This is a genomic window from Nocardia otitidiscaviarum NBRC 14405 (genome assembly GCF_000308635.1).
GTDB lineage: Bacteria > Actinomycetota > Actinomycetes > Mycobacteriales > Mycobacteriaceae > Nocardia > Nocardia otitidiscaviarum.
Genome location: NZ_BAGD01000027.1, coordinates 33,953 through 56,047, shown reverse-complemented (window position 1 = coordinate 56,047; position 22,095 = coordinate 33,953). Strand labels below are relative to the sequence as shown.

General features: G+C 67.7%; 23 protein-coding genes and 1 tRNA gene. 9 read left to right on the top strand and 15 right to left on the bottom strand.

Translation table 11 applies throughout. The annotated features are described in order from the left end of the window. Positions 1–54 precede the first annotated feature (54 nt). Entirely contained in the window at positions 55–2,214 is a 2,160-nt protein-coding gene (locus ON31_RS03705) for a S9 family peptidase (RefSeq protein ID WP_051036786.1), read from the bottom strand. Between the two features lie 419 nt (positions 2,215–2,633). Between ON31_RS03705 and ON31_RS03700 the strand changes: the two genes are divergently transcribed. Continuing rightward, positions 2,634–2,849, top strand: coding sequence for a DUF397 domain-containing protein (locus ON31_RS03700; RefSeq protein ID WP_029926432.1), 216 nt, complete (start codon positions 2,634–2,636; stop codon positions 2,847–2,849). 12 nt (positions 2,850–2,861) lie between these two features. On the opposite strand, the gene ON31_RS03695 is transcribed toward ON31_RS03700, so the two are convergent. The 5 genes from ON31_RS03695 to ON31_RS03675 form a co-directional block, all read right to left on the bottom strand. After that, a complete protein-coding gene (locus tag ON31_RS03695; RefSeq protein ID WP_039809250.1) occupies positions 2,862–3,821 on the bottom strand; it encodes an alpha/beta hydrolase in 960 nt (319 codons plus the stop codon). A 137-nt stretch (positions 3,822–3,958) separates the two neighbouring features. Next, complete coding sequence (locus tag ON31_RS03690; protein ID WP_039809248.1) at positions 3,959–4,384, bottom strand: HIT family protein; 426 nt, start codon at positions 4,382–4,384, stop codon at positions 3,959–3,961. A 44-nt stretch (positions 4,385–4,428) separates the two neighbouring features. Beyond that, positions 4,429–5,850, bottom strand: a complete 1,422-nt coding sequence (purB, locus tag ON31_RS03685) for an adenylosuccinate lyase (RefSeq protein WP_039809246.1) — start codon at positions 5,848–5,850, stop codon at positions 4,429–4,431. Positions 5,851–5,954: 104 nt separating this feature from the next. After that, on the bottom strand, positions 5,955–6,566 hold the full coding sequence (locus ON31_RS03680; RefSeq protein ID WP_039809319.1) for a TetR/AcrR family transcriptional regulator: 612 nt from the start codon (positions 6,564–6,566) through the stop codon (positions 5,955–5,957). A 243-nt stretch (positions 6,567–6,809) separates the two neighbouring features. Beyond that, entirely contained in the window at positions 6,810–7,967 is a 1,158-nt protein-coding gene (locus ON31_RS03675; RefSeq protein ID WP_195144981.1) for a pyridoxal phosphate-dependent aminotransferase, read from the bottom strand. A 53-nt stretch (positions 7,968–8,020) separates the two neighbouring features. On the opposite strand from ON31_RS03675, the gene ON31_RS38495 reads away from it, so the two are divergent. Continuing rightward, positions 8,021–9,472, top strand: coding sequence for a M23 family metallopeptidase (locus ON31_RS38495; protein WP_370450385.1), 1,452 nt, complete (start codon positions 8,021–8,023; stop codon positions 9,470–9,472). 22 nt (positions 9,473–9,494) lie between these two features. On the opposite strand, the gene purD is transcribed toward ON31_RS38495, so the two are convergent. Further along, positions 9,495–10,778: a phosphoribosylamine--glycine ligase gene (gene purD / locus ON31_RS03660; protein ID WP_039809243.1), complete on the bottom strand. Its 1,284-nt coding sequence runs from the start codon at positions 10,776–10,778 to the stop codon at positions 9,495–9,497. Between the two features lie 103 nt (positions 10,779–10,881). Here purD and ON31_RS03655 point away from each other — a divergent pair, with 103 nt between their 5' ends. After that, positions 10,882–11,259, top strand: coding sequence for a PH domain-containing protein (locus tag ON31_RS03655; RefSeq protein WP_029926419.1), 378 nt, complete (start codon positions 10,882–10,884; stop codon positions 11,257–11,259). Between the two features lie 3 nt (positions 11,260–11,262). Here ON31_RS03655 and ON31_RS03650 read toward each other — a convergent pair whose 3' ends face one another. Further along, positions 11,263–11,709 carry an SRPBCC family protein gene (locus ON31_RS03650; RefSeq protein WP_029926418.1) on the bottom strand — a complete coding sequence of 149 codons (447 nt, stop codon included), beginning with the start codon at positions 11,707–11,709 and terminating at the stop codon, positions 11,263–11,265. 92 nt (positions 11,710–11,801) lie between these two features. On the opposite strand from ON31_RS03650, the gene ON31_RS03645 reads away from it, so the two are divergent. After that, positions 11,802–12,227: an HIT family protein gene (locus ON31_RS03645; protein ID WP_029926417.1), complete on the top strand. Its 426-nt coding sequence runs from the start codon at positions 11,802–11,804 to the stop codon at positions 12,225–12,227. Here ON31_RS03645 and ON31_RS03640 read toward each other — a convergent pair. Beyond that, entirely contained in the window at positions 12,203–13,666 is a 1,464-nt protein-coding gene (locus ON31_RS03640; RefSeq protein WP_051036783.1) for a sensor histidine kinase, read from the bottom strand. The genes ON31_RS03645 and ON31_RS03640 overlap by 25 nt on opposite strands. Beyond that, complete coding sequence (locus ON31_RS03635) at positions 13,663–14,397, bottom strand: response regulator transcription factor (RefSeq protein ID WP_039809240.1); 735 nt, start codon at positions 14,395–14,397, stop codon at positions 13,663–13,665. Before ON31_RS03635 ends, ON31_RS03640 begins: the two co-directional genes overlap by 4 nt. A 149-nt stretch (positions 14,398–14,546) precedes the next feature. Between ON31_RS03635 and ON31_RS03630 the strand changes: the two genes are divergently transcribed. Beyond that, positions 14,547–15,128 carry an NADPH-dependent FMN reductase gene (locus ON31_RS03630; protein ID WP_039809238.1) on the top strand — a complete coding sequence of 194 codons (582 nt, stop codon included), beginning with the start codon at positions 14,547–14,549 and terminating at the stop codon, positions 15,126–15,128. 29 nt (positions 15,129–15,157) lie between these two features. Here the strand turns inward: ON31_RS03630 and ON31_RS03625 are convergent, their stop codons facing one another. Further along, positions 15,158–16,732, bottom strand: coding sequence for an alpha,alpha-trehalose-phosphate synthase (UDP-forming) (locus tag ON31_RS03625; protein WP_228813233.1), 1,575 nt, complete (start codon positions 16,730–16,732; stop codon positions 15,158–15,160). Positions 16,733–16,797: 65 nt separating this feature from the next. Then, complete coding sequence (locus tag ON31_RS36460; protein WP_169334996.1) at positions 16,798–16,968, bottom strand: hypothetical protein; 171 nt, start codon at positions 16,966–16,968, stop codon at positions 16,798–16,800. A 199-nt stretch (positions 16,969–17,167) separates the two neighbouring features. On the opposite strand from ON31_RS36460, the gene ON31_RS03620 reads away from it, so the two are divergent. From ON31_RS03620 to ON31_RS03610, 3 genes are all read left to right on the top strand, one after another. Beyond that, positions 17,168–18,001 (top strand): alpha/beta fold hydrolase, encoded by an 834-nt coding sequence (locus ON31_RS03620; protein ID WP_039809311.1) that lies wholly within the window; start codon positions 17,168–17,170, stop codon positions 17,999–18,001. A 140-nt stretch (positions 18,002–18,141) separates the two neighbouring features. Continuing rightward, entirely contained in the window at positions 18,142–18,384 is a 243-nt protein-coding gene (locus ON31_RS03615) for an MbtH family protein (protein WP_019931522.1), read from the top strand. 213 nt (positions 18,385–18,597) lie between these two features. Beyond that, positions 18,598–18,669: transfer RNA gene (locus tag ON31_RS03610), tRNA-Thr, on the top strand. A 174-nt stretch (positions 18,670–18,843) separates the two neighbouring features. Here the strand turns inward: ON31_RS03610 and ON31_RS03605 are convergent. The 3 genes from ON31_RS03605 to ON31_RS03595 form a co-directional block, all read right to left on the bottom strand. Further along, positions 18,844–19,347, bottom strand: a complete 504-nt coding sequence (locus ON31_RS03605; protein WP_039809235.1) for a DUF4411 family protein — start codon at positions 19,345–19,347, stop codon at positions 18,844–18,846. Continuing rightward, positions 19,348–20,496, bottom strand: a complete 1,149-nt coding sequence (locus ON31_RS03600) for an ImmA/IrrE family metallo-endopeptidase (protein ID WP_039809233.1) — start codon at positions 20,494–20,496, stop codon at positions 19,348–19,350. It abuts the gene before it with no gap. Positions 20,497–20,635: 139 nt separating this feature from the next. Next, positions 20,636–21,103, bottom strand: coding sequence for a hypothetical protein (locus ON31_RS03595; protein ID WP_147287033.1), 468 nt, complete (start codon positions 21,101–21,103; stop codon positions 20,636–20,638). A 163-nt stretch (positions 21,104–21,266) separates the two neighbouring features. Between ON31_RS03595 and ON31_RS03590 the strand changes: the two genes are divergently transcribed. After that, positions 21,267–22,088 (top strand): helix-turn-helix domain-containing protein, encoded by an 822-nt coding sequence (locus ON31_RS03590; protein WP_039809231.1) that lies wholly within the window; start codon positions 21,267–21,269, stop codon positions 22,086–22,088. Positions 22,089–22,095 lie beyond the last annotated feature (7 nt).

Sequence of the window (22,095 nt, the reverse complement as noted above, 5' to 3'; positions counted from 1 at the left end):
GTCGCCAAGGGGGGCACGGCGGTCCGGGCGACCGCCGTGTCCCGGTGCGACGGCTCAGCGGTCGGCCAGGCCGACCTTCTCCAGCACCCAGGCGAATTCGAACGCGACTTCCTTCCACTTCTCGTAGCGGCCGGAGACGCCGCCGTGCCCGGCGGTCATCTCGGTCTTGAGCAGCAGTTGGCTGTCGCCGGTCTTGGTGGCACGCAGTTTCGCGACCCACTTGGCCGGTTCCACGTAGAGCACACGGGTGTCGTTGAGGCTGGTGATGGCCAGGATGGCCGGATAGTCCACCGCCGCCACGTTCTCGTACGGCGAGTACGACTTCATGTACTCGTAGACTTCCTTGTCCGCCAGGGGATTCCCCCATTCGTCCCATTCGATCACGGTGAGCGGGAGCGACGGGTCGAGGATGGAGGTCAGCGGGTCCACGAAAGGCACGTTGGCCAGGATGCCCGCGAACAGCTCCGGCGCGAGATTGGCCACCGCGCCCACCAGCAGGCCGCCCGCACTGCCGCCGTCGGCGATCATGCGGTCGGGCGCGGTGACACCGGTGTCCACGAGATGCCGTGCGCAGGAGACGAAATCGGTGAAGGTGTTCTTCTTGGTGAGCGTCTTGCCGTGCTCGTACCACAGGCGGCCCATCTCACCGCCGCCGCGCACATGCGCGACCGCGAACACCATGCCGCGATCCAGCAGCGACAGTCGCGCCACCGAGAAGCCCGGATCGATACTGGCCTCGTAGGAGCCGTAACCGTAGAGCAGCAGCGGCTTCGGGCCGTCGCCGAGATCCTTGCGCTTGACGATGGACACCGGAATGCGGGTGCCGTCCGACGCCACCGCCCACACCCGATGCTGCTCGTAGTCGTCGGCCTGGAAGTCGCCGAGCACCGGCTGTTCCTTGCGCAGCAGCATCTCGCCGGTGGCCGGCACGTAGTCGAAGATCCGCATCGGCGTGATGAAGGAGGTGACCCCCATGCGCAGGGTCGGCTGCTCCCACTCCGGATTGGAGCCCAGCCCGGCGGCGAACAGCTCCAGGCCGAACTGGATCTCGGCGAGTTCGCCGTAGCCGTCGGCGGTCAGCGGCCAGACCGCGACGCGCGGCAGCGCCTCACGGCGGTAGGACAGCACCAGTTTGTCGGAGAAGGCGTCGACATCCTCGAGCCGCACATCGTCGCGGTGACCGATGAGGACGCGCTGATTCGCGGGATCGTCGACCGGGGCCTCGGCGAGTACGAAGTTCTCCGCCTTCACGCCGTCGACGACATCGTTGTGCAGGATGAGCAGCCGGTCCGCGCCGCCGATGACGGCGTGCTCGGCCGAGTACTCCACGCCTTCGCGGCGCGGCATGAGCACCCGGAACTCGCCCTCGGGCTGGTCGGACTCCAGGATCCAGCCCTCGGTGGTGATCTTGGAGCCGACCCAGATGACGAGGTACTTCTCCGATCGGGTGGCGCCGATGCTGACCCAGTAGCGCTCGTCGGGCTCGTGGAAGACCTTGACATCGGCGTCCTGGGCGGTGCCCAGGCGGTGCCGCCACACGGTGTCGGGCCGCCAGGACTCGTCGACGGTCTGGTAGAAGACGTGGGTGCCGTCCAGCGACCAGGTCGCGCCGGGCGCGGTGCCCGGGATCTCGTCGGCCAGCGCCTCGCCGGTCTCCAGATTCTTGAAGCGCAGCACGTAGCGCTCGTCGCCGACGGTGTCGACGGAGTAGGCCAGCAGATCGCCCGCGTGGCTGATGGAGAACGCGCCGAGGGCGAAGAAGTCGTGCCCCTCGGCCAGTTCATTGCTGTCCAGCAGCACCTGCTCGCCGGGGACCTCGGTATCGACCTCGAGTTGCGGCGGGGTCCAGTCGTCCCGGTCGCCGATCGGGCAGCGGCAGTGCACGCCGTACTGTTTGCCCTCGAAACTGCGCGAGTAGTACCACCAGTCGCCCATGCGCGTCGGCACCGACAGATCGGTCTCCTGGGTACGCGACTTGATCTCGTCGAAGATCTTCTCCCGCAGCGGCCCCAACTGCGCCGTCTGCGCGTCGGTATAGGCGTTCTCCGCCTCCAGATACGCGATGACCTCGGGATTCTCCTTGTCCCGCAACCATTCGTACTCGTCGGTGAACACATCACCGTGATGGACGCGCTCCGCCGGAACCCGCTTCGCGATCGGCGCGGTCACCACGGATTCGGAGGTCGTCGCTGCGCTACCACTGTCCAGAGCCATGCGATCCACCGTAGTGCGCAACTCCGCCCGCCCGGCGCGCACCCGGCCGTCGCGCTCAGGCTACGACGGCTCGGACCCGGAGTGCCGACGGCTAGCGCAGCCGACGACGGCCGTTACCGGCCAGATGGCGATTCTGCTCGTAGAGGTAGAAGACTGCCGCCTTGCGTCGTGCGCACTGATCGGTCGGACAACTTCGGTGGATTCGCAGAATGCTCTGTGCCAATTCGATGGTGAAGCGACCGGGCACTACCTCACAACTATCGGAGATGGGGGCTGCTCGCTGAGGGGACCATGGCGTGCGCACCATACCTCCTTCCTGCTGACACAAGATGGAATATCCGATCCGGGCAACCGGCAAACCCTGGCAGTATGAGTGCGACCCAAATCACCGTCCGGTACCACCACGCACAGGAGTTCGAGTGGAAGCCAAGAACCGCGAGATCGAGCCCGATGCCGTATGGCGGCGCAGCACCGACACCGGCGACGGTGTCGAGGTCGCCTTCCTGGCCAGCGGAAATATCGGATTGCGCAATTCCGCCGACCCGGACGGGCCCGTGCTGATCTTCACCCCGGGCGAGTGGGCGGCCTTCGTGGCCGGTGCCAAGGACGGTGAATTCAACCGCCCCCGAAACTGATTTCCGGGCGGATCAGGCCCCGATCGCCCCGGCGATGGTCGGCCACGAGGAGTGCAGCGTGTCCTTCCAGTACGACCAGGAGTGCGTCCCGACCGGGCTGTAGTCGACGCGGGCCGGAATACCGAGCTCCCGCAGGCGACTCTCGAACGCGGTCACGCAGGCGTTCACGCCGAATTCGATGGGACCGCCGAAGAAGATGTTCTCCGGCAGCTGGGGTTTGATCTCGAGTTCGTGCGGACCGGGCAGCCCGGTGCCGGTGGACAGGTAAATGGTCTTGCCCCGCAACCGGTCCGCCAGCAGTGCCGGATTGTGTTCGGCCCACGCGGGACTCGAGACCGGACCCCACATATTGAACGGATTGCCACCGCGATTGGCGATGGAGAACAGCATCGCACCCTGGGCGATGGAGGTGTCCGGGCAAGCGCTGTAGCCCGCCACCGCGCGATACAGGTCCGGCCGCCGCGTCGCCAGCATGAAGGCCGCGTTGCCGCCCATGGACAGGCCGCCGATGGCGTTCACGCCGTTGCCCGCGAAATGGCTGTCGATGATCGGCGGCAGTTCCTCGGTGAGGAAGGTTTCCCAGCGGTACCGGCCGAACTTCGGGTCGTCGGCGATCCAGTCGGTGTAGTAGCTGGCCTGTCCGCCCATCGGCAGCACGACATTGACGTTCTTGCCGCGGAAGAACGGTTCGGCGTCGGTGGCATTGGTCCAGGTGCTCTGCCCCGCACCGGGATCCAGGCCGTCGAGCAGGTAGTAGGAGGGCCGCGCGCCGCCGCCCGCCGGGTGCAGCACCTGCACCTGAATCGTGCGGTTCATGGCGGCGGAGTGGATGAAGATCGCCGAGCGGGTGGGAGCGAGGTCGTCGATCCGGACGACCTGCGCCGCGCTCGCGGTTGCCGGTTCGGCCAGCACCGGGCTGAGCAAACCGACAGCGATCGAAAGAACGGCCGCCGCAACGGCTCTACGATACATATCCCCACCTCCATCAAGCCCACCACAAGAGGGGTTACACGTTACCCACACGGATGCACGGAGGGGCGGAAACAGTCATACGGCGTGTCTTTGGCAAACCATGTGGTACGCATATGGTAATGCCGTGCCGCTATGAATTACAGCCGATCCAGCGCACCCCGGATCGAGCCCGCCAGGTAGTCCAGATCCGCACGCTGCGGCGTCGTCGGCCGCCCCCGCAATCCGAAGCCGTCGCCCGGCGTGCGGGGAATCACATGCAGATGCACATGGAACACCTCCTGCCCCGCCGTCACGCCGTCCGCGAGGAAGAAATTCACCCCGTCGCAGCCGACCTCCGACTCCCGCAGCGCCGCGGCGAGGCGCTGGCCGACCTGAAACAGCTTCCCGCCGACGACCGGATCCAGCTCCGCCAGACTCTTGGCCGGAACCTTCGGGATCACCAGCAGATGCCCGGGGGTGAACGGCCGAATATCCATGAACGCCAACACATCATCGTCGGAGTACACCTTGGACGAGGGTGCGCGGCCGGCGACGATATCGGAGAAGATCGTGTACGGATTCATGCCCGGCAGCCTAGAACCATTGCCTACCGAATACGTTCTCTCGCTTAGAGAATCGGCGACGGCGTGTAGCGCGCCGCCTCGGGGTTGGCGTCCACCAGCTTCTGCACCTGGGCGATGACGTCCGCCGTCTGCGCCTCGGCCGCACCGATGAAGGCGGTGCGGTCCGCCAGCGCCGCGTCCAGGGCGGCACGGTCCAGGGGCATCCGGTCGTCCGCGGCCAGGCGATCCAGCAGGTCGGGTTCGCGGCCCTGCTCGCGCATGGCCAGCGCCACCGCGACGGCGTGCTCCTTGATGACCTCGTGCGCGGCCTCCCGGCCCACCCCGGCCCGCACCGCCGCCATCAGAATGCGGGTGGTGGCCAGGAACGGCAGGTAGCGCTCGAGTTCACGTTCGACGACCGCCGGGTACGCGCCGAATTCGGCCAGCACCGTCAGGAAGGTCTCCATCATGCCGTCGATGGCGAAGAAGGCGTCCGGCAGCGCGACCCGGCGGATGACCGAGCAGAACACATCGCCCTCGTTCCACTGCGCGCCCGCCATCTCGGCCGCCATGGAGCCGTAGCCGCGCAGCACCACCTGCAGGCCGTTGACGCGCTCGCAGGAGCGGGTGTTCATCTTGTGCGGCATGGCCGACGAGCCGACCTGACCGGGCTGGAAGCCCTCGGTGACCAGCTCGTGCCCGGCCATCAGGCGAATGGTGTGCGCGAAGGACGACGGGCCCGCGCCCACCTGCACCAGCGCCGAGAGCACATCGTGGTCGAGCGAGCGCGGATAGATCTGACCGACACTGGTGAACACGGTGGCGAAACCGAGGTGCCGCGCCACCTTCTGCTCCAGCTGCGCCAGTTTCGCGGCATCGCCGCCGAGCAGGTCAAGCATGTCCTGGGCGGTGCCCATCGGGCCCTTGATACCGCGCAGCGGGTAGCGGGCGATCAGCTCGCGCAGGCGGGTGAGCGCGATGAGCAGTTCGTCGGCGGCGGAGGCGAAGCGCTTGCCGAGGGTGGTGGCCTGGGCCGCCACATTGTGCGAGCGGCCCGCCATCACCAGCGGCTGGTACTGCGTGGCCCGCTCGGCCAGCCGCGCCGCGACGGCCACGCCGTGCGCGTACACGTGCTCGAGCGACAGGCGGATCTGCAACTGCTCGACATTCTCGGTGAGGTCGCGCGAGGTCATGCCCTTGTGCACGTGCTCATGCCCGGCGAGGGCGTTGAACTCCTCGATGCGGGCCTTCACGTCGTGGCGGGTGACGCGCTCCCGCTCGGCGATGGACGACAGGTCGACCTGGTCGACGACCCGCTCGTAGTCCTCGACCACTCCGGCCGGAACGTCCACGCCCAGTTCGGCCTGGGCGCGCAGCACCTCCAGCCAGAGCCGCCGCTCGAGCACGATCTTGTTCTCGGGCGACCACAGGTGCACCAACTCGGGGCTGGCGTAACGGGTGGCGAGGACGTTCGGGACAAGACTCACGTCGAGTGAGTCTAGTTAGCTCGGCGACGGCCTCCGTACCCCGGCTCACCCGCGCACTCCGGCCCCGCGATCTCAGGGATGCGCGCGCCGATCCCGGGCTCGCGTCACACCGGCGGCGCGACGATGTCGATGAGTTCCAGCAGCGCTCCCCGGGCCGCCCGCCGGGGTTGCGGATCGAGTTCGCCGAGCGCGGTCACCACCGCGCCGTCGACCACCGACACCAGCCGTCGTATCTGTTCGGCCCGCACCACCCGATCGGACCGCCGCAGTACGTCGGCGAGCAGCTCGTCGAGCTGCGCGCGTAGTCGGAGCTGTACCTCGCGTAGCTCCGGGTGGCGGGCGGAGGCGACCGATCGCTCGTAGCGGGCGATCAGCTGGCCGCGCGATTCCGTGTCCTGGTCCTGCCCGTCCGGGCACACCAGCAGGTCGAGGATCAGTTCGACGGTGGCCTCCGCGCCGCGGCGGCGGTGGGTCACCTCACCGACGCGACGGCGCATGTTCTCGAGTTCGGCATTGCCGGAGAACTCGACCGCGCGCGCGATCAGATCCTCGAGGGATTCGAAGTAATACGTCGTCGAGGCGAGCGGCAGATCCGCGCGCGTCGCAACCGAGCGGTGTCGTACCGCTTCGAACCCACCCTCGAGTAGCAACTCGGCGGCAGCTGCAACCAGCGCTTGGCGACGCCGTTCGCCTTTCGGAGTCGTCGCGGTGATCACCACGTCATCGTGCCAGTCATCATCGGTTCATCTGTGCCAAATGGGTGCGATCTGTGTGTTTTCCAGTTCGGATGGGCTGCCGACGAGCCGTGCGGAATTCGCATTACAACGGTTGTACCGCATCGGCGAAGGATGGGGGGCGAGTCCGGAAAGTCTTTGCGGGACATCGCCGCTCGGCTCCGCTCGCCGGACCGGTCGGGATCGCTCCGGCAAACTCACGGCATCACTCCGCCGGGCCGCGCGTCAGCTCAGATGGGTTTCCAGTCGCGCCAACGCCTCTTCGATATCGGCCGTGGCTCCGGCGAAGGAGAATCGCACCGTGTGCCGACCGTGACGGGTGTCGAAATCGATTCCCGGGGCGAGGGCCACGCCGGTGCGGTTCAGCACCTCGGTGCACCACGCCATGGAGTCGTCGGTGAGGTGCGCGATATCGGCGTAGGCGTAGAACGCGCCGTCGGCCGGAGCCAGGTCGGTGATGCCGAGTTTCGGCAGCCCCTCCAGCAGTAGCCGACGATTCTCCGCATAGCGGCGGACATGCCCGTCGAGTTCGGCCTTGGCCTCCGCGCCGAAGGCGTGCATCGCCGCGTACTGGGAGATGGCGGGTGGGCAGACGGTCATATTCGAGGCCAGCCGCTGCAGCGCCGGGCGCAGGTGCGCGGGCGCGAGCATCCAGCCCAGCCGCCAGCCGGTCATGGAGAAGTACTTCGACACCGAGCCGATGACCACCGAATTCCGGGAGGTCTCCCAGGCCGAGGCGGTCGGCTCGGTGTCGGCGTAGACGATGCCGTGGTAGATCTCGTCGGAGATGAGCAGCGTGCCGTGCTCGTCGCACCAGCGGGCCAGGGCGGCCAGCTCCGCCGGATCGATCATGGTGCCGGTGGGATTGGCCGGACTGGCCACGATCAGGCCCGCCGGGGGCTGCGGCAGCGCCTCCAGCATGGCGACGGTGGGCTGGAATCGGGTTTCCGGGCCGCAGTCCAGCTCCACCACGTCGCAGCCCAGCGCGGTGAGGGTGTTGCGGTAGGCCGGATAGCCCGGCCGCGCCACCACCACGGTGTCCCCGGCGTCGAAGGCGGCCAGGAAGATGAGCGTGAACGCGCCCGACGATCCGGTCGTCACCACCACGTCGTCGGCCGTCGCCGCCACCCCGTAGGTGTCCCGGTGATGGCCCGCGATGGCCTCGCGCAGCGGCAGGATTCCGAATGTCTCGGTGTAGCCGAGCAACTCACGTTCCATGGCCGCCCTGGTGGCCCGCAGCACCGGTCGCGGCGCCGGAGTGGACGGCTGCCCCGCCGCCAGCACCAGCACATCCCCGTGTGTCCGGGCCCGCTCCGCTGCTGCTTTCCAGACGTCCATCACGTAGAAAGGTGGAATGGTCGACCGGCGAGATTCGATACGCACTCGACAGACGGTAGAGCACCCGCTCCCCCGTCGGTCCCGCAATCCCCGCCGGAATGACTGAGCAGAACACCGTGTCGGGGGGACACCACATCGACCAGGAGGTCATAACGCCCGTCGCAGCCGACACCACCGAACCCGGCGAACCGCACCCCGGGCGGGGCGACTCCGTGGTCGGCACCGAACGCACCACGGCGACGAACCACGCCGACCGGCCTGAATCCGAGGACGCGGGCAGCGCAGCCGTCGACGACAGCGCCGTGGCCGACAACGACGCAGCGGCCGACAACCACGCGACAGCCGACAACCACGCGACGGTTGACGGCGACGCGGCGGTTGACGGCGACGCGGCGGTTGACGGCGACGCGGCGGTTGACGGCGACGCGGCGGTTGACGGCGACGCGGCGGTTGACGGCGACGCGGCGGTTGACGGCGAACTCGCGGCGGGCGGGCGGATCCGGGAGTTCGGGGGCGGCCGGTTCGTGCCGGGGCTGCGGGCGGAGGTGGGGCGGCGGGCGCCGGGGGATCGTGCGGGTGGCCGCGGTGCGGCGGTGCGACGGCGGGCGGCGGATCGGGTGGCGGCGGGCGTCGCACGGATGGCGGCGGCGCGGGACGAGGTCGGACGGGTGGTCGAACCCGTCGGTGCGCGGGTGCGAGGGGCGAGCGCGCGGGTGTGGCGGGAGGTACCGAAGAACCGCGAGGACGTGCGGGAGTTGGGGCCCCGGGTGCGGCGGCAGGCGCCGGTGGTGCGGGCGTGGGCGGGGGCGCATCGGTATCTGCTGGCGGGGATGGCGGCGGTGCTGGTGTTCGCGGGGGCGGACAGTCCGCTGGCGATCATTCCGGTGGACGCACCGGCAGAGCCCGGGGTGGCGCTGCGGGTGCCCACGGCATATCCGCTGCAGGTGGCGGCGCCGGCGGCGTCGACCAAGCGTTACCTGGACGCCATCGACCACGGGGAGAAGCTGCGCGAGGCGGCCGTGGTGGCGGCGGCCGCGCGGGCCACGCTGGAGCGGGCCAAGGCCGAGGCGGCCGCGGCGGTGGCCGGTGAGACGCAGCCGTGGCTGAATTCCGGCGCCGATCCCGGCGGCGCGCTGCCGCCCGGGTTCGTGCTGCCCAGCATCGGCGGCTTCGCGCTCCCGGCCAAGGGTCTGTTCACCTCGGCGTTCGGCCAGCGCTGGGGCACCTTCCACAACGGCATCGACATCGCCGCGCCGCTGGGCTCCCCCATCTACGCCGTGGCCGCGGGCACGGTCGTCGACGCGGGCCCCGCCGCCGGATTCGGCCTGTGGGTGCGCATCCGCCACGACGACGGCACCATCACCGTCTACGGGCACATGTACGACTTCATCGTCTCGGTGGGCGAGCGCGTCCCGGCCGGAATGCAGATCGCCCGCATCGGCAACCGCGGCGACTCCACCGGCCCGCACCTGCACTTCGAGGTCATCCAGAACGGCCGGCACGTGGACCCGCAGCGCTGGCTCGCCCTGCACGGCCTGTCCCTGAACTGAGCCGGAAGGTTTCCGGGCGTCCTCAGACGGTGGTGGGCACCGTGATTCGGTTCTCGGTGGCCGCCAGTGCGATATCGGTGCGGAAGTGGCTGCCCGGCAGCTTGATTCCGGCCAGGCGGGCGTAGGCGTTCTCGCGCGCCGCCTCGAGATCGGCGCCGTGGCCGACGATCGACAGCACCCGGCCGCCCGCCGAGACCAGCGCCCCGTCGGCGCGCTGCGCGGTGCCCGCGTGCAGCACCTCGGATTCGGTTCCGGTACCGGCGGATTCGGCTCCGCTGATGACATCGCCGGTGCGCGGCCGCCCCGGGTAGTTCTCGGCGGCCAGCACGACGGTGACCGCGGCACCGTCCTTCCAGCGCGGTGCGGCGACCCGGTCCAGGGTGCCGGTGGCGGTGGCGTGCAGCAGTTCGCCGAGCGGGCTGTCGAGCATGGCCAGCACCGCCTGGGTCTCGGGATCGCCGAAGCGGCAGTTGAATTCGACCACCGCCGGACCGGCCTGACCGATGGCGAGCCCGGCGTACAGCAGCCCGGAGAACGGCGTCCCCCGGCGAACCATCTCGGCCGCAACGGGTTTCACCACCTCGTCGACGATGGCGGTGACGGTCTGCTCCGGCAGCCACGGCAGCGGCGTGTACGCGCCCATCCCGCCGGTATTGGGCCCGGTGTCCCCGTCGCCCACCCGCTTGTGGTCCTGCGCGGGCAGCAGCGGCACCACCGTCTCCCCGTCGACCAGGCAGAACAGCGACACCTCGGGCCCGTCCAGGAACGACTCCAGCAGCACCGGATGCCCCATCTCCAGGCATTCGGCGGCGTGGTCGCGCGCGGCCATCCGATCCGCGGTGACCACCACGCCCTTGCCGGCGGCCAGCCCGTCGTCCTTGACCACCCAGGTCGGCCCGAAGCGGTCCAGCGCCGCGTCGAGTTCACCCGGGCTGTCCACGACCTCGCTGTGCGCGGTCCGCACCCCGGCGGCGTTCATGACGTCCTTGGCGAACGCCTTGGATCCTTCGATCCGCGCGGCCTCGGCGGACGGTCCGAAGCAGGCGATCCCGGCCGCACGCACCGCGTCGGCGACGCCGAGCACCAGCGGCACCTCCGGTCCGATCACCACCAGATCGGCTTCGACGTCGCGCGCCAGCGCCACCACCTCGTCGCCGGAGCAGGGGTCGACCGACCGGATCTCGGCGTGCTGGGCGATGCCCGCGTTGCCGGGCGCCGCGTTCACCGCGGTCACCGCCGGGTCCCGCCGCAAGGCCAGGACGAGGGCATGTTCACGGGCTCCGGAGCCGATGACGAGTACGCGCACGGGCAACAGCTTAGGTGACGTCGGTTCGGTGCGGATCAGCCCTCCGGCAGGGATGATGGGGGTGACAGCCGCCACCGCGATCGCGCGAAGGATGTGCAGGCCGATGGGCTTGATCGACGGACTGATGGGCAATGCCGGACGCATCGATCCGAACTCCGCACAGCAGGAGTACGCGAAGCTGTTCGGTCAGGGGGAACAGGTGTACGCCGCGTACCTGCTGGTGCGCGACGCCATCCTGTTCACGAATCGGCGATTGATCATCGTCGACAAACAGGGCATGACGGGCCGCAAGGTGAGTTATCACAGCATCCCGTACCGGGCCATCACGCATTTCTCGGTGGAGACCGCGGGTACCTTCGATCTGGACGCCGAACTGTGCATCTGGATCGGTGGCTCCCCGGAGCCGGTGCAGAAGCGCTTCAACCGCCAGGTGGACATCTACGAGGTGCAGAGCATCCTCTCGCACTTCGTGGCGGTCTGACCGTCAGGCTTCGGCGGCGGCGGCGATGTCGTCGAGGTCGCGCTGCACCAGCTTGCGGGTCGCGCCCTCGAACAGCTTGCCGAGCACCCCGGCCAGCTTGCCCGCGAGCCCTCGGGCCTCCCCGCCGAAGGTCATGGCCAGCAGCGTGCCGTCGCCCTGCGCCGTGACGGTGATGACCGAGGTGACATGGGTGCCGTGGGAATCGGCTTCGACGGTGTAGGAGCGGCCGGGCTCGATGGCCGTCACCGCCATGGTCTCGGTGCTCTGCCTGCCGAACATGGTCCGGGTCTCCCGCCACGTGGTACCGACCTCGAATCCGGTGCCGCCGCCGACCCGCTCGACCTTGTCGATGCCCTTCATCACCTCGGCGGCACGGTCGATATCGGTGACCACGGCCCAGACCCGTTCGGGCGGCGCGGCGATTTCCCGGGTAACGCTGATGGTCGGCATGGCCTGGTCTCCTCGGCGCGGTGGCGGGATGCTCGAGGCGAGTGTAGGCGCGCGCACCGACGACCCGTGGCCGCCGCGCGTACGCTGCCGCTATGGCTTCTGTTTTCTCCGCAATCATCTCCGGCCAGCTTCCCGGCCGGTTCGTGTGGGAGGACGACGAATTCGTCGCATTCCTGACCATCGCCCCCGTCACTCAGGGGCACACGCTGGTGGTGCCGCGCAAGGAGATCGACCAGTGGCAGGACCTGGACCCGGAGACCTTCGCGCGCATGAGCGCGGTGGCGCAGCGGATCGGCAAGGCGGTGCGGGCGGCCTGGGACGCGCCCCGCGCGGGCCTGCTCATCGCCGGTCTGGAGGTGCCGCACCTGCACATGCACGTCTTCCCCGCCTTCGAGCTCGGTGATTTCGACATCTCCGGAGCCGACACCGACCCGAGCAAGGAATCCCTCGACGAGGCCCAGGCCAAGATCAAGCAGGCGCTGCGCGACCTGGGTTACGGGGCCAACGTCCCGGAGTAGGTGCGCGGCAGCCGCACCGTGAACGTGGTCCCGACACCGGGCGTGCTCGTCACCGCGACGGTGCCGCCGTGCGCGGCCACCAGCGCCTGCACGATGGACAGCCCCAGCCCGCTGCCGCCGCTCTCCCTGCTGCGGGAGGCGTCGGCGCGATAGAACCGCTCGAACACCCGCTCGGCCTGCTCCGGTTCCAGCCCGGGACCGGTGTCGGCCACCTCCAGCAGCACCGCGTCCGCGGCGGGGGTGAGGCGCACGGTCACCGCCGCCTCCGGCGGGGTGTGCACCAGTGCGTTGTGCACCAGATTCGTGAACACCTGCCGTAGCCGCGCCTCGTCCCCGGAAACCTCCACGGTGCCGGTGCCGTCGGCGACCTCGAGTTCGATCGGCCGGGCCGGACCGTCCGGCCGCCGCGCGGCGTCCACCGTCCGCGCGGCGTGCACGGCATCGCTGGCCAGCGTCAGCAGATCCACCGGCCGCCGCTCCACCGGGCGCTGCGCGTCCAGACGCGCCAGCATCAGCAGGTCCTCCACCAGCAGCCCCATCCGCTTGGACTCGTGTTCGATGCGGTCCATGAACACCGCCGGATCAGTCACGGCCCCTTGCCGATACAGCTCCGAGAAGCCCTGGATGGTGGTGAGCGGCGTGCGCAGCTCATGGCTGGCGTCGGCCACGAACCGGCGCATCTTGGCCTCCGAGCGCCGCGCCGCCTCCTCCGACGCCTCGGTGGCCGCGAACGCCTGCTGGATCTGGGTGAGCATGCCGTTCAGTGATCGCGAGAGGTGATCGACCTCGGTGTCGGTGCCGCGCACCGGAACTCGGCGGTGCAGGTCGCCGTCGGCGATGGCGGCGGCGGTCTCCTCCACCCCGCGCAGCGGGCGGAGACTGCGCCGGATGACCAGTCGCGCGACCACCGCCAGCACCGCCAGCACCAGCACACCGATCACGGCCTGGAGCACGATGAGCCGATCGATGAAGGTCTCGGTCTGTTCCAGCGGCACCGCGACGGTGCTGGTGCCCGACGGCCCCGACCACCGCAGCACCCGCCACGTCACCGCGGCGTCGCCCACCGAGCCGACGGTGATCGGTCCGCGGCCCATATCCGCGGGCACATCGGGCTCGTAGGATCCGGAATCGCCGTGCAGCAGCAGATTTCCGTGCGGATCGTAGACCCGCACATAGAACAGCTGCGGCGGCGAATTCTGGTCCGGTCGCACCGGCGGCGGGGTATCCGGTCGCGGTGCACCGGGCCGCGCCCAGGTGTGCACCGCCTCGTCCAACTGCCGGTCGAGCCGTTCGACGAGCACCCCGCGCATGGCCGAGGTGACCGCCACCCCTGAGATCAGCAATCCGAGTGCCGCCACCAGCACCAGTGCCAGGGTGAGCGTGGTGCGCAGCGGCACCGCGGCGAGCCGGTGCGAAACCCGCTGCCGCACAGCGTTCATCGCGCACCCGACCGGCTGCGCGATTCCCGCATCACGTAGCCGACGCCGCGCAGCGTGTGAATGAGCCGCTCCGGCCCGTTGTCCACCTTCTTGCGCAGGTAGGACACATACGTCTCCACCACCCCGACCTCACCGCCGAAGTCGTAGCGCCACACGTGATCCAGAATGCGTGGCTTGCTGAGCACGGTTCCCGCATTGACCATGAAATAGCGCAGCAGCGTGAATTCGGTGGGCGACAGGGCGACCGGCTCCCCCGCCTTCCACACCTCGTGGGTGTCGTCGTCGAGTTCGATATCGGCGAACCGAATCCGCGCGGACGTCCGCTCCGGCGCGGTGCGCCCCGCGCGGCGCAGGATCACCCGCAGCCGCGCCACCACCTCTTCGAGGCTGAACGGCTTGGTGACGTAGTCGTCGGCACCGAGCGTCAGCCCGGTGAGCTTGTCCTCGATATCGTCGCGCGCGGTCAGGAACAGCACCGGCGCCTCGATCCCGTCGGCCCGCAGCCGCCGCAGCAGCCCGAACCCATCCATCCCCGGCATCATCACATCCACGATCAGCGCATCCGGCCGAAACGTCCTGGCCCGATCCAGCCCCGCGCTGCCACTGCCCGCACTCGCCACCTCGAACCCCTGAAACCGCAGACTCACCGTCAACAGCTCGACGATCATCGGCTCATCGTCGACGACGAGAATCCGAGCCTCGGGTTCACGCTGCGCGGGCACACCTGTCATGTGATCATCGTCCGCCGCCCACCCCGGAACTCCCTGGACGTCGGCTGGGAGTTTCCTGGGAACGATCCGGCCGATTTGGCGTATCGGGTCCGGAACGCGGCGTGCCGGACCCTCCGGAAACCGTCACCCACGGTCATAGGCTCCAGTGCGTGACGTACAGCATCCTCGCCATCTCCGGCAGCCTGAGCGTGGGCTCGCACAATACGGCGCTGCTGCGCACGGCGCAGCGGCTCGGCACCGACCTGGATATCGAGATCTACGAGGGCCTGCGCGACATCCCGCCCTACGATCTGGATTTCGACGACCCGTACCGGCGTCCGGCGGTGGTGACCGAACTGCGCCGCCGGATCACCGAGGCGGACGGACTCCTCATCGCCACACCGGAGTTCAATCATTCGATGCCCGGGGTGCTCAAGAACGCCATCGACTGGGTCAGCACCGACTGGGCCGAGGTCGAGGGCCGCCCGCTGCTGCGCAAACCGATCGCCATCATGGGCGCGTCACCGAGCCGCTTCGGTTCCGTGCGCGCCCAGCTCGCCCTGCGCCAAGTGCTGCTTCAGACGCGCAGCGATGTCGTGGTCAAGCCACAGGTGATCATCGACAATGCCCACGAGCGCTTCGACGACGACGGCAACCCGACCGATCGGACCACGGTGGATCTGCTCGCGAACCTGCTGACGGCGCTGGCCGACAAGATCGACCGCGCCCACCGCCCGCAGCCGGTGGGCTGAGTCCATCGGGAACCGAGCCGCCGCCGCGCTCAGCGGCGCGGTGCCGGGTCCACGTCGTCGTCGGACAGCAGGGCGCTGCCCGCCACGCGGTCCTGGGCCAGGGCGTCGAGGAAGGCGCGGGCCCAGCGGTCGACATCGTGGGTGAGGACCTGGCGGCGCATGGAGCGCATCCGGCGGCGACGGGCGTCGCGGTCGTCGTTCACCGCGGCGAGGATGGCCTCCTTGACGCTTTCCAGATCGTGCGGGTTGCACAGGTACGCCTGGCGCAATTCGGCTGCCGCACCGGTGAACTCGCTCAGCACCAGCGCGCCGTTCAGGCCGCCCTGGCAGGCCACGTACTCCTTGGCCACCAAATTCATGCCGTCACGCAGCGGTGTCACCACCATGACGTCGGCGGCCACGAAGAACGAGATCAGCTCCTCGCGCGGAATCGGGCGGTGCAGATAGTGCACCACCGGGTGACCCACCCGGGCGAACTCGCCGTTGATGCGACCCACCTGGCGTTCGATATCGCCGCGCATCTGGATGTAGGACTCCACCCGCTCCCGGCTCGGGGTGGCCAGCTGCACCATGACCAGCTCGGCGGGGTCGATCTTCCCCTCGTGCAGCAGCTCCTCCAGCGCGGCGAGACGGATATCGATGCCCTTGGTGTAGTCCAGGCGGTCCACGCCGAGCAGGACGGTCTTCGGATCGCCCAGTTCCGCACGGATCTTCGCGGCCCGTTCGCGTACCGAGCGCCGACGCGAGTGCTCGTCCAGCTCGGCCGAGGCGATGGAGATGGGGAAGGCGCCGACCCGCACGGTGCGGAAACCCACCTGCACCACACCCATTTTCGAGCGCACGCCGACGGTGCCGCGGGACGTCGGCTGGCCCGCGAGACGGCGCGCCAGATACAGGAAGTTCTGCGCGCCACCGGGCAGATGGAAGCCGATGAGGTCCGCGCCGAGCAGCCCCTCCACGATCTCGGTGCGCCACGGCATCTGCATGAACAGTTCCACCGGCGGGAACGGAATGTGCAGGAAGAAGCCGATGGTCAGATCCGGACGCAGCATGCGCAGCATCTTCGGCACCAGTTGCAGCTGGTAGTCCTGCACCCACACCGTCGCGCCCTCCGCCGCCACCTTCGCGGTGTGCTCGGCGAAGCGGCGGTTCACCTGGACGTAGGCCTGCCACCACTGGCGGTCGTACACCGGCCGCACGATCACGTCGTGGTACAGCGGCCACAGCGTGGCATTGGAGAAGCCCTCGTAGTAGTCGGCCACCTCCTCGGCCGACAGCGGCACCGGGAACAGGTCCAACCCGTCCTCGGTGATCGGGTCCACCTCCACGTCCGGAACACCGGCCCAGCCGACCCAGGCGCCCTTGTTGTTGCGCAGCACGGGCTCCAGCGCCGTCACCAGACCGCCCGGACTGCGCTTCCAGCGGGTGCTGCCGTCCGGAAGGCGTTCCAGGTCGACCGGCAGCCGATTCGCGACGACCACGAATCCGGAACCGGCACCCTCATCGGGAATGAGTGCCCCCGGGCCGCGGTAGGCCGCGGGGACACCGTCGAACTCGTCGGGCTCGGTGTCCGGATCGTGCTGGGAGTCGTCGGTCTGGTTCATCGGTCCACTCGATTCCTTTGCCCGTCGCAGGGAGCCCGTTGTAGTTGTCGGTGGTCGAACCCGCCTCAGTCGGCCCGGTTGCTCGGGCCGATGCCGAGCATCGACAGCAGCATGCGGCATTCGTCGGCGTCCGCGGCGTAGGCGGCCACGACGCGCTGGGCCTGGCGGGCGGTTTCGTCGGCGAGCGGTTCGAGATCGTCGTCCGCGATGTCGTTGGCGCTGCTCTTCGCGGCCATCATCGTGTCCTCTCGGATGTCTGTGCACAGGTTATGAGGTGTCCATGGTATCCGCACCTCGGAGGTGAACCGTCCGCTCGGTGCAGATGGGCCTCCGACGGCCGGTGGTGAGAAACGTCGCGCGCCTCGCGGGCTATACGGTGGAGGTGCAGACGACAGGCGAATGCACGAGATCAATGTGATGAAGGGGTCGATGTCCATGCCGTTGGCCACGGTGAACGGAATTTCGCTGAACTACCAGGTCAAGGGCGACCGCGCCAAGGGCACCGACGTCAAGGGCGGGGGCCCGCTGGTCGTCATGATCATGGGCACCGGCAGCCCGGGGCGGGTGTGGGAACTGCATCAGACGCCCGCGCTGGTGGCCGCCGGGTACCGGGTGTGCACCTTCGACAATCGCGGTATCGCCCCGTCGTTCGAGGCCGCCGACGGCATGACCGTCGACGATCTGGTGCGCGACACCGCAGGGCTCATCGAATTCCTGGACGAGGGTCCGGCGCTGGTGGCGGGCACCTCCATGGGTGCGCGGGTCGCCCAGGAGCTCGCGCTCGCCCGGCCCGATCTGGTGCGTAAAGCGGTGTTCATGGCCGGGCACGGTCGGCTCGACCAGTTCCAGAAGACGCTGTCGCTGGGTGAGCACGAACTCGACGCCAGCGGGGTCACACTGCCCGCCAAGTACGACGCCGCCCTCACCGCCGTCATGAACCTCTCCCCGGCCACCATGGCGGACCCGAACGCCGCCCGTGACTGGCTGGACCTGTTCGAGTTCACCGGCGGCCCGGTGTCGCCCGGCGTGCGCGCGCAGCGCCGGATGGACCACGACTTCGACCGCCTGGCCGCCTACCGGGCCATTACGGTGCCGTGCCTGTCCATCGGTTTCGCCGATGACCGAATGATCCCCCCGTACCTGTCCCGCGAGGTCGCCGAGGCCATCCCGGGCGCGCGCTACCAGGAAGTTCCCGATGCCGGGCACTTCGGCTACCTGGAGCGTCCGGAGGCCGTGAACAAGATCCTGCTCGATTTCTTCGCGGCATGAAGGTAACCGCCAACGCGTAACGCTCGCCTTGCTAGGGTCGAATCAACGTCGGGGGTTCGTTCGACGCTCGTGGCTGACAACCGAGCGGAGCGCGTTCCACCAGCGTTCCCGTACACAGCGCCAGTATCCAGTGAGGTGAAATGAGCACCAATCCCTTCGACGACGAAGACGGCCGGTTCTTCGTCCTGGTCAACGACGAGGAACAGCACTCCCTGTGGCCGGCTTTCGCCGAGGTCCCGGCCGGGTGGCGAGTCGTGTTCGGCGAGGACAGCCGCGCCGCCTGCGTCGAGTATGTCGAGAAGAACTGGACGGATATGCGTCCGAAGAGCCTGCGCGACGCCATGGCGGCCGATGACGCGGCCCGTCAGGCCGCTCAGTCCTGACAGTCGGCGAACAGCCACGGCGGCGCTCGCACCGAGCGCCGCACCATGAGGGATACAGGGTTACCCGCGCAGAAACGGTTGAACCGGATGCGGCCGCATGACACTTCGGGTGGCATGCGGCCGGTTCGGTAGTCGTTCTCGCCCTTGGGCTATCCCAGCTGGAACCGGTTTCCGCGCAGCCGGTCCATCCAGTTATGATGTCCCCGCTTTCCCGCCTCCTTAGCTCAGTGGTAGAGCACTCGCCTTGTAAGCGAAAGGTCGTCGGTTCAATCCCGACAGGGGGCTCGTCGAGCCCTCACCCTCGATCGAAGGGTGGGGGTTCCTGCAAGCCAAGGTTCACGTAGCCGAAGGCCGTTGAATACCCGCTCGACATCCTCGTCTGAGCTGTATAGGGATTGACGGCGCGAATGAGGCCGGTAAGGTCGGCTGTGCCTTTCGCTGCAATATGGTGCTAGAAGGTCAACCGGAAGCCGATGGTGGCGTGAAGTGCAGCTTTGCGCCGGTCTTGCGAAGCATCGTGAAGGTATCGACGAATTCGACATTCATAGCTATGCATGCATCGGGTATGAGCACTCGTTTCCGTGCGTCCGGCTTCGGTTGCTCATGGGTGACCACGACATGCCCATTGGCCTTCGCGAACGCAATGAGATAGAAGTCGGCGGTGTTGCTGGTGAACTCCTCGATCGCGGCGGCGGTATACTGCCGTGAGTTGGCCCATCCTGCCAGCGTGGGGAAGTGCGCAGTGGATTGTGCGTCCATCGGCAAGAAGAGAGCACGATGCTGGTCGGCCCACACAGCGAGTTCGTCGTTGCCTTCAAGGAGCTCATCTCGGACTGCATCAATGCTGCAGATCGACCGGCTCATGTAGGCGTGATCCAGCCACGCCCAGAACCCAGGGGCGATGTCGAATGCGTAGTAGCGATTCTTCGCCTCGATCAAGACATTTGCGTCGATCAAGTACATTCAGGACATCCCCAGCTCGGCTGCGAGGTTGATGAACGTATCGTGCTTCTTGGTCCCGAGCAGTCGATACGCTTCTCGGAAGCTGGTTCCACCTTCGAAGGTGCTGGCGATAACCGCCGACGCAAACTGCCGACTCAGGCGAAGTGGTTGGGTGTAGTAGTAGTTCCCGCCGGGCGCCTGCCCGCGGGCAGCGATGATCTCGACGACTCGCGCCTGCTCGTCGGCATAGAGGCGGTCAAAGTGGTCCCATTGCAGAAAACCTGCGTCATAGAGGCGTTTGACAACCACAAGGGTGCTTACTCGGTAGCGGCGAGCCAGGCGCTCGAACTCCTCGACTATCGGCTCGCCTCGATAGTCGCGTCGAAGTGCGGCGATAGGTACGAGCACCTCGGCGGCAACCTTGTTACACCAGAGTTCGGCGCGGTGCCCGTTACGACTGTTCATCGCAGCATCGGACAACGCGCTCTCGCCAAGCCAGACATGGCCGAGCTCGTGCACGAGCGTGAAGATCTGAGCGGCCTTCGTGTCGGCGCCGTTGACAAAAATCAGGGGCGCATGCCGGTCGGCCAGTGCGAAGCCACGGAATTCTTCGGGGCGGAGCCGGCGATGGGTGTTGCTGCCGACGACTCCGTTGACCATGACCAGGACGCCGATCGCTTCGATTCGGTCGATGAGCCGACGCCGGGCGTCTTCCCAGCTTGCGAATACTCCGCGCTCGCCCAAGCCAAACTCAAGTCGTCCTCGGACCTCGTCAGCGACCAATTCGGGCGGTGTCTCGACCGATGCAGAACCTACAAATTCCAGTTCTGCGTACCCGTGCTCAACGGTGTAATCCTGGTACCAGTCCTGGCGGCTCTGGCATTGGTAGATGGTGTCAAGCAAGTCTGCCGAAGGGCGTCTGAGTCTGGCATTGCCCATCGTTCGTAGATCAGGGATCGGTATTTGCTCATCAGGGGGCTCACGCAAGAACAGCAGGCCGAGCGGCGTGTGTGTATCGTGCGCGAACTTCTCAAGCTGCTTCAGCGTGGGCCGAGTGCCGGTCAGCCACGCTTCCAGTCGCGGTGCGCGCTGATCGACTGTCTCGTCGGACCAACCTGCGCGCTCGACTGCCCAACGAAGGAGGTCGGGTGCTACGTCGACACGGGTCACCCGAATCACCTCCTCAGTAGGTCACACATCTCCATTATCCTGACCGCACTGATGCCTATCAGGAATCGGGCAGTACACGCCAGTGCTTGACGTTTTCTCCCGCCACGGTTGGCACAGAATGTCACGGTGGGCTGTGGGCCTACGTCCGGCAACTGCGGCGCCCATGGGTCTCCTCGGGCGTCACGGTAACCACGTCAACCCGTTCGACCAGTGAGTCGGGTATGCACCCACCCTCGAAGTGCTCCGGTCCCGGGACTATGACCGCCTCCGCGTCCAATCGGGTCACCTGCGCCTTCAACCGCGCCAGTGGCGGCCGGCCGAACTTCGGGTCGTAGACGATCATGTCGGCGAAGTCGTAGCCGAGGCGGGCTGCGAGCTGCCGAATCCGACTGTGGTCCGAGAGCAGGCGACCGCCGGATACATCAGTCCGCGAGTACCCCAATGCCGTTGGCTTGTAGCCCATCGCCTGCCTCTGCTCGTAGTGGTCCGCGCAGCCCTGGGCTCCACTGAACTCCAGGTAGATCCCTCGCGTGTCGTCCTGCTCGGTTCCGATGCCGCGCAACTCCAGTACGCCGCCCGGGAACAGATAGAACCGTGAACGCCCCATGGTCACCTCTCCGCGTCTCCAGCGATCGAACTGTCAGGAACCCCTGAAGTAGGCCAAATCAGCTGATGAACAGGCAATTACACGCGGGTGATCTCAGCTGCCGACCTGGTAATCTCATCGTGAGATAGTCGGCGGCTTCCTATGGGCAGCATGGGAGTGAACGATGGCAGGGCACGTTCTCGCTTCGATCACCGTTCCACGGGCGGTGTGGGATCGTGAACAGACCAGGACGATGCTGTGCCAACGAGATATCGCGGCACTTCTCCACACGGTCCAACAGCACACGGGTGCGAGCCAACATCGCCTGGCGATGGCCTTGGGAATGTCGCAAGGACGTGTGAACGAGCTGATCAACAGACGGCGGAACCTGACCAGCCTCACGTCTTTCGAGCGGTTGGCAGACGGCTTGCAGATGCCCGACAGCGCGCGAATCGCACTCGGGCTGGCCCCGAGAATGCCCGTCATACCCGATCTCACCGAAATCAGCGTCACGTACCGCTCACAGGCAGATGCCAGCGCGGATATTCGCGAACTCGCCGCGCAGGCCACCGCCATCGATGTCATGGCGGTACGCGGGCTCGGCATACTCGGCTTGAATGATTCGCTGCTTCGGGAGGCTTTGTCGTCGGATGTGAGACTTCGTGTCCTACTCCTGGACCCTGATTGTGAAGCTGCGCGATTCCGCGCCGAGGAAATCGGCGAGTCACCCGAGTGCTTCTCGGTGGGCATCAGCCTGTGCATCGCCCGCGTGCGGGAGCTCGCCCGATCGAACCACCCGGTCGAGCTGTACACCTATGACCGGATTCCGGTGTGGCGGATCCTCAAACTCGATGAGGTGCTGTTCGTTTCGGCGTTCACCGCCTACGGCGAGGGGCATTCGTCATCCACGCACCGAATCGACCCCAACCGACGCGGCATCCTGCATCATGCCTTCGTGCGGGTTTTGGAACAGTCCTTCGCCGATGCGACACGCCTCGCCCCGTAGTCAGGAA

Excerpts from the sequence above, each read along its gene's own strand:
- ON31_RS03605 (WP_039809235.1), bottom strand. The coding sequence starts at position 19,347 with ATGTACTTGATCGACGCAAATGTCTTGATCGAGGCGAAGAATCGCTAC.
- ON31_RS03705 (WP_051036786.1), bottom strand. The coding sequence starts at position 2,214 with ATGGCTCTGGACAGTGGTAGCGCAGCGACGACCTCCGAATCCGTGGTG.
- ON31_RS03655 (WP_029926419.1), top strand. The coding sequence starts at position 10,882 with ATGGGCTTGATCGACGGACTGATGGGCAATGCCGGACGCATCGATCCG.
- ON31_RS03640 (WP_051036783.1), bottom strand. The coding sequence starts at position 13,666 with ATGAACGCTGTGCGGCAGCGGGTTTCGCACCGGCTCGCCGCGGTGCCG.
- ON31_RS03620 (WP_039809311.1), top strand. The coding sequence starts at position 17,168 with ATGCCGTTGGCCACGGTGAACGGAATTTCGCTGAACTACCAGGTCAAG.
- ON31_RS03615 (WP_019931522.1), top strand. The coding sequence starts at position 18,142 with ATGAGCACCAATCCCTTCGACGACGAAGACGGCCGGTTCTTCGTCCTG.
- ON31_RS36460 (WP_169334996.1), bottom strand. The coding sequence starts at position 16,968 with ATGGCCGCGAAGAGCAGCGCCAACGACATCGCGGACGACGATCTCGAA.
- ON31_RS03690 (WP_039809248.1), bottom strand. The coding sequence starts at position 4,384 with ATGAATCCGTACACGATCTTCTCCGATATCGTCGCCGGCCGCGCACCC.
- ON31_RS03595 (WP_147287033.1), bottom strand. The coding sequence starts at position 21,103 with ATGGGGCGTTCACGGTTCTATCTGTTCCCGGGCGGCGTACTGGAGTTG.
- ON31_RS38495 (WP_370450385.1), top strand. The coding sequence starts at position 8,021 with ATGACTGAGCAGAACACCGTGTCGGGGGGACACCACATCGACCAGGAG.
- ON31_RS03645 (WP_029926417.1), top strand. The coding sequence starts at position 11,802 with ATGGCTTCTGTTTTCTCCGCAATCATCTCCGGCCAGCTTCCCGGCCGG.
- ON31_RS03625 (WP_228813233.1), bottom strand. The coding sequence starts at position 16,732 with ATGAACCAGACCGACGACTCCCAGCACGATCCGGACACCGAGCCCGAC.
- ON31_RS03635 (WP_039809240.1), bottom strand. The coding sequence starts at position 14,397 with ATGACAGGTGTGCCCGCGCAGCGTGAACCCGAGGCTCGGATTCTCGTC.
- ON31_RS03650 (WP_029926418.1), bottom strand. The coding sequence starts at position 11,709 with ATGCCGACCATCAGCGTTACCCGGGAAATCGCCGCGCCGCCCGAACGG.
- ON31_RS03695 (WP_039809250.1), bottom strand. The coding sequence starts at position 3,821 with ATGTATCGTAGAGCCGTTGCGGCGGCCGTTCTTTCGATCGCTGTCGGT.
- ON31_RS03590 (WP_039809231.1), top strand. The coding sequence starts at position 21,267 with ATGGCAGGGCACGTTCTCGCTTCGATCACCGTTCCACGGGCGGTGTGG.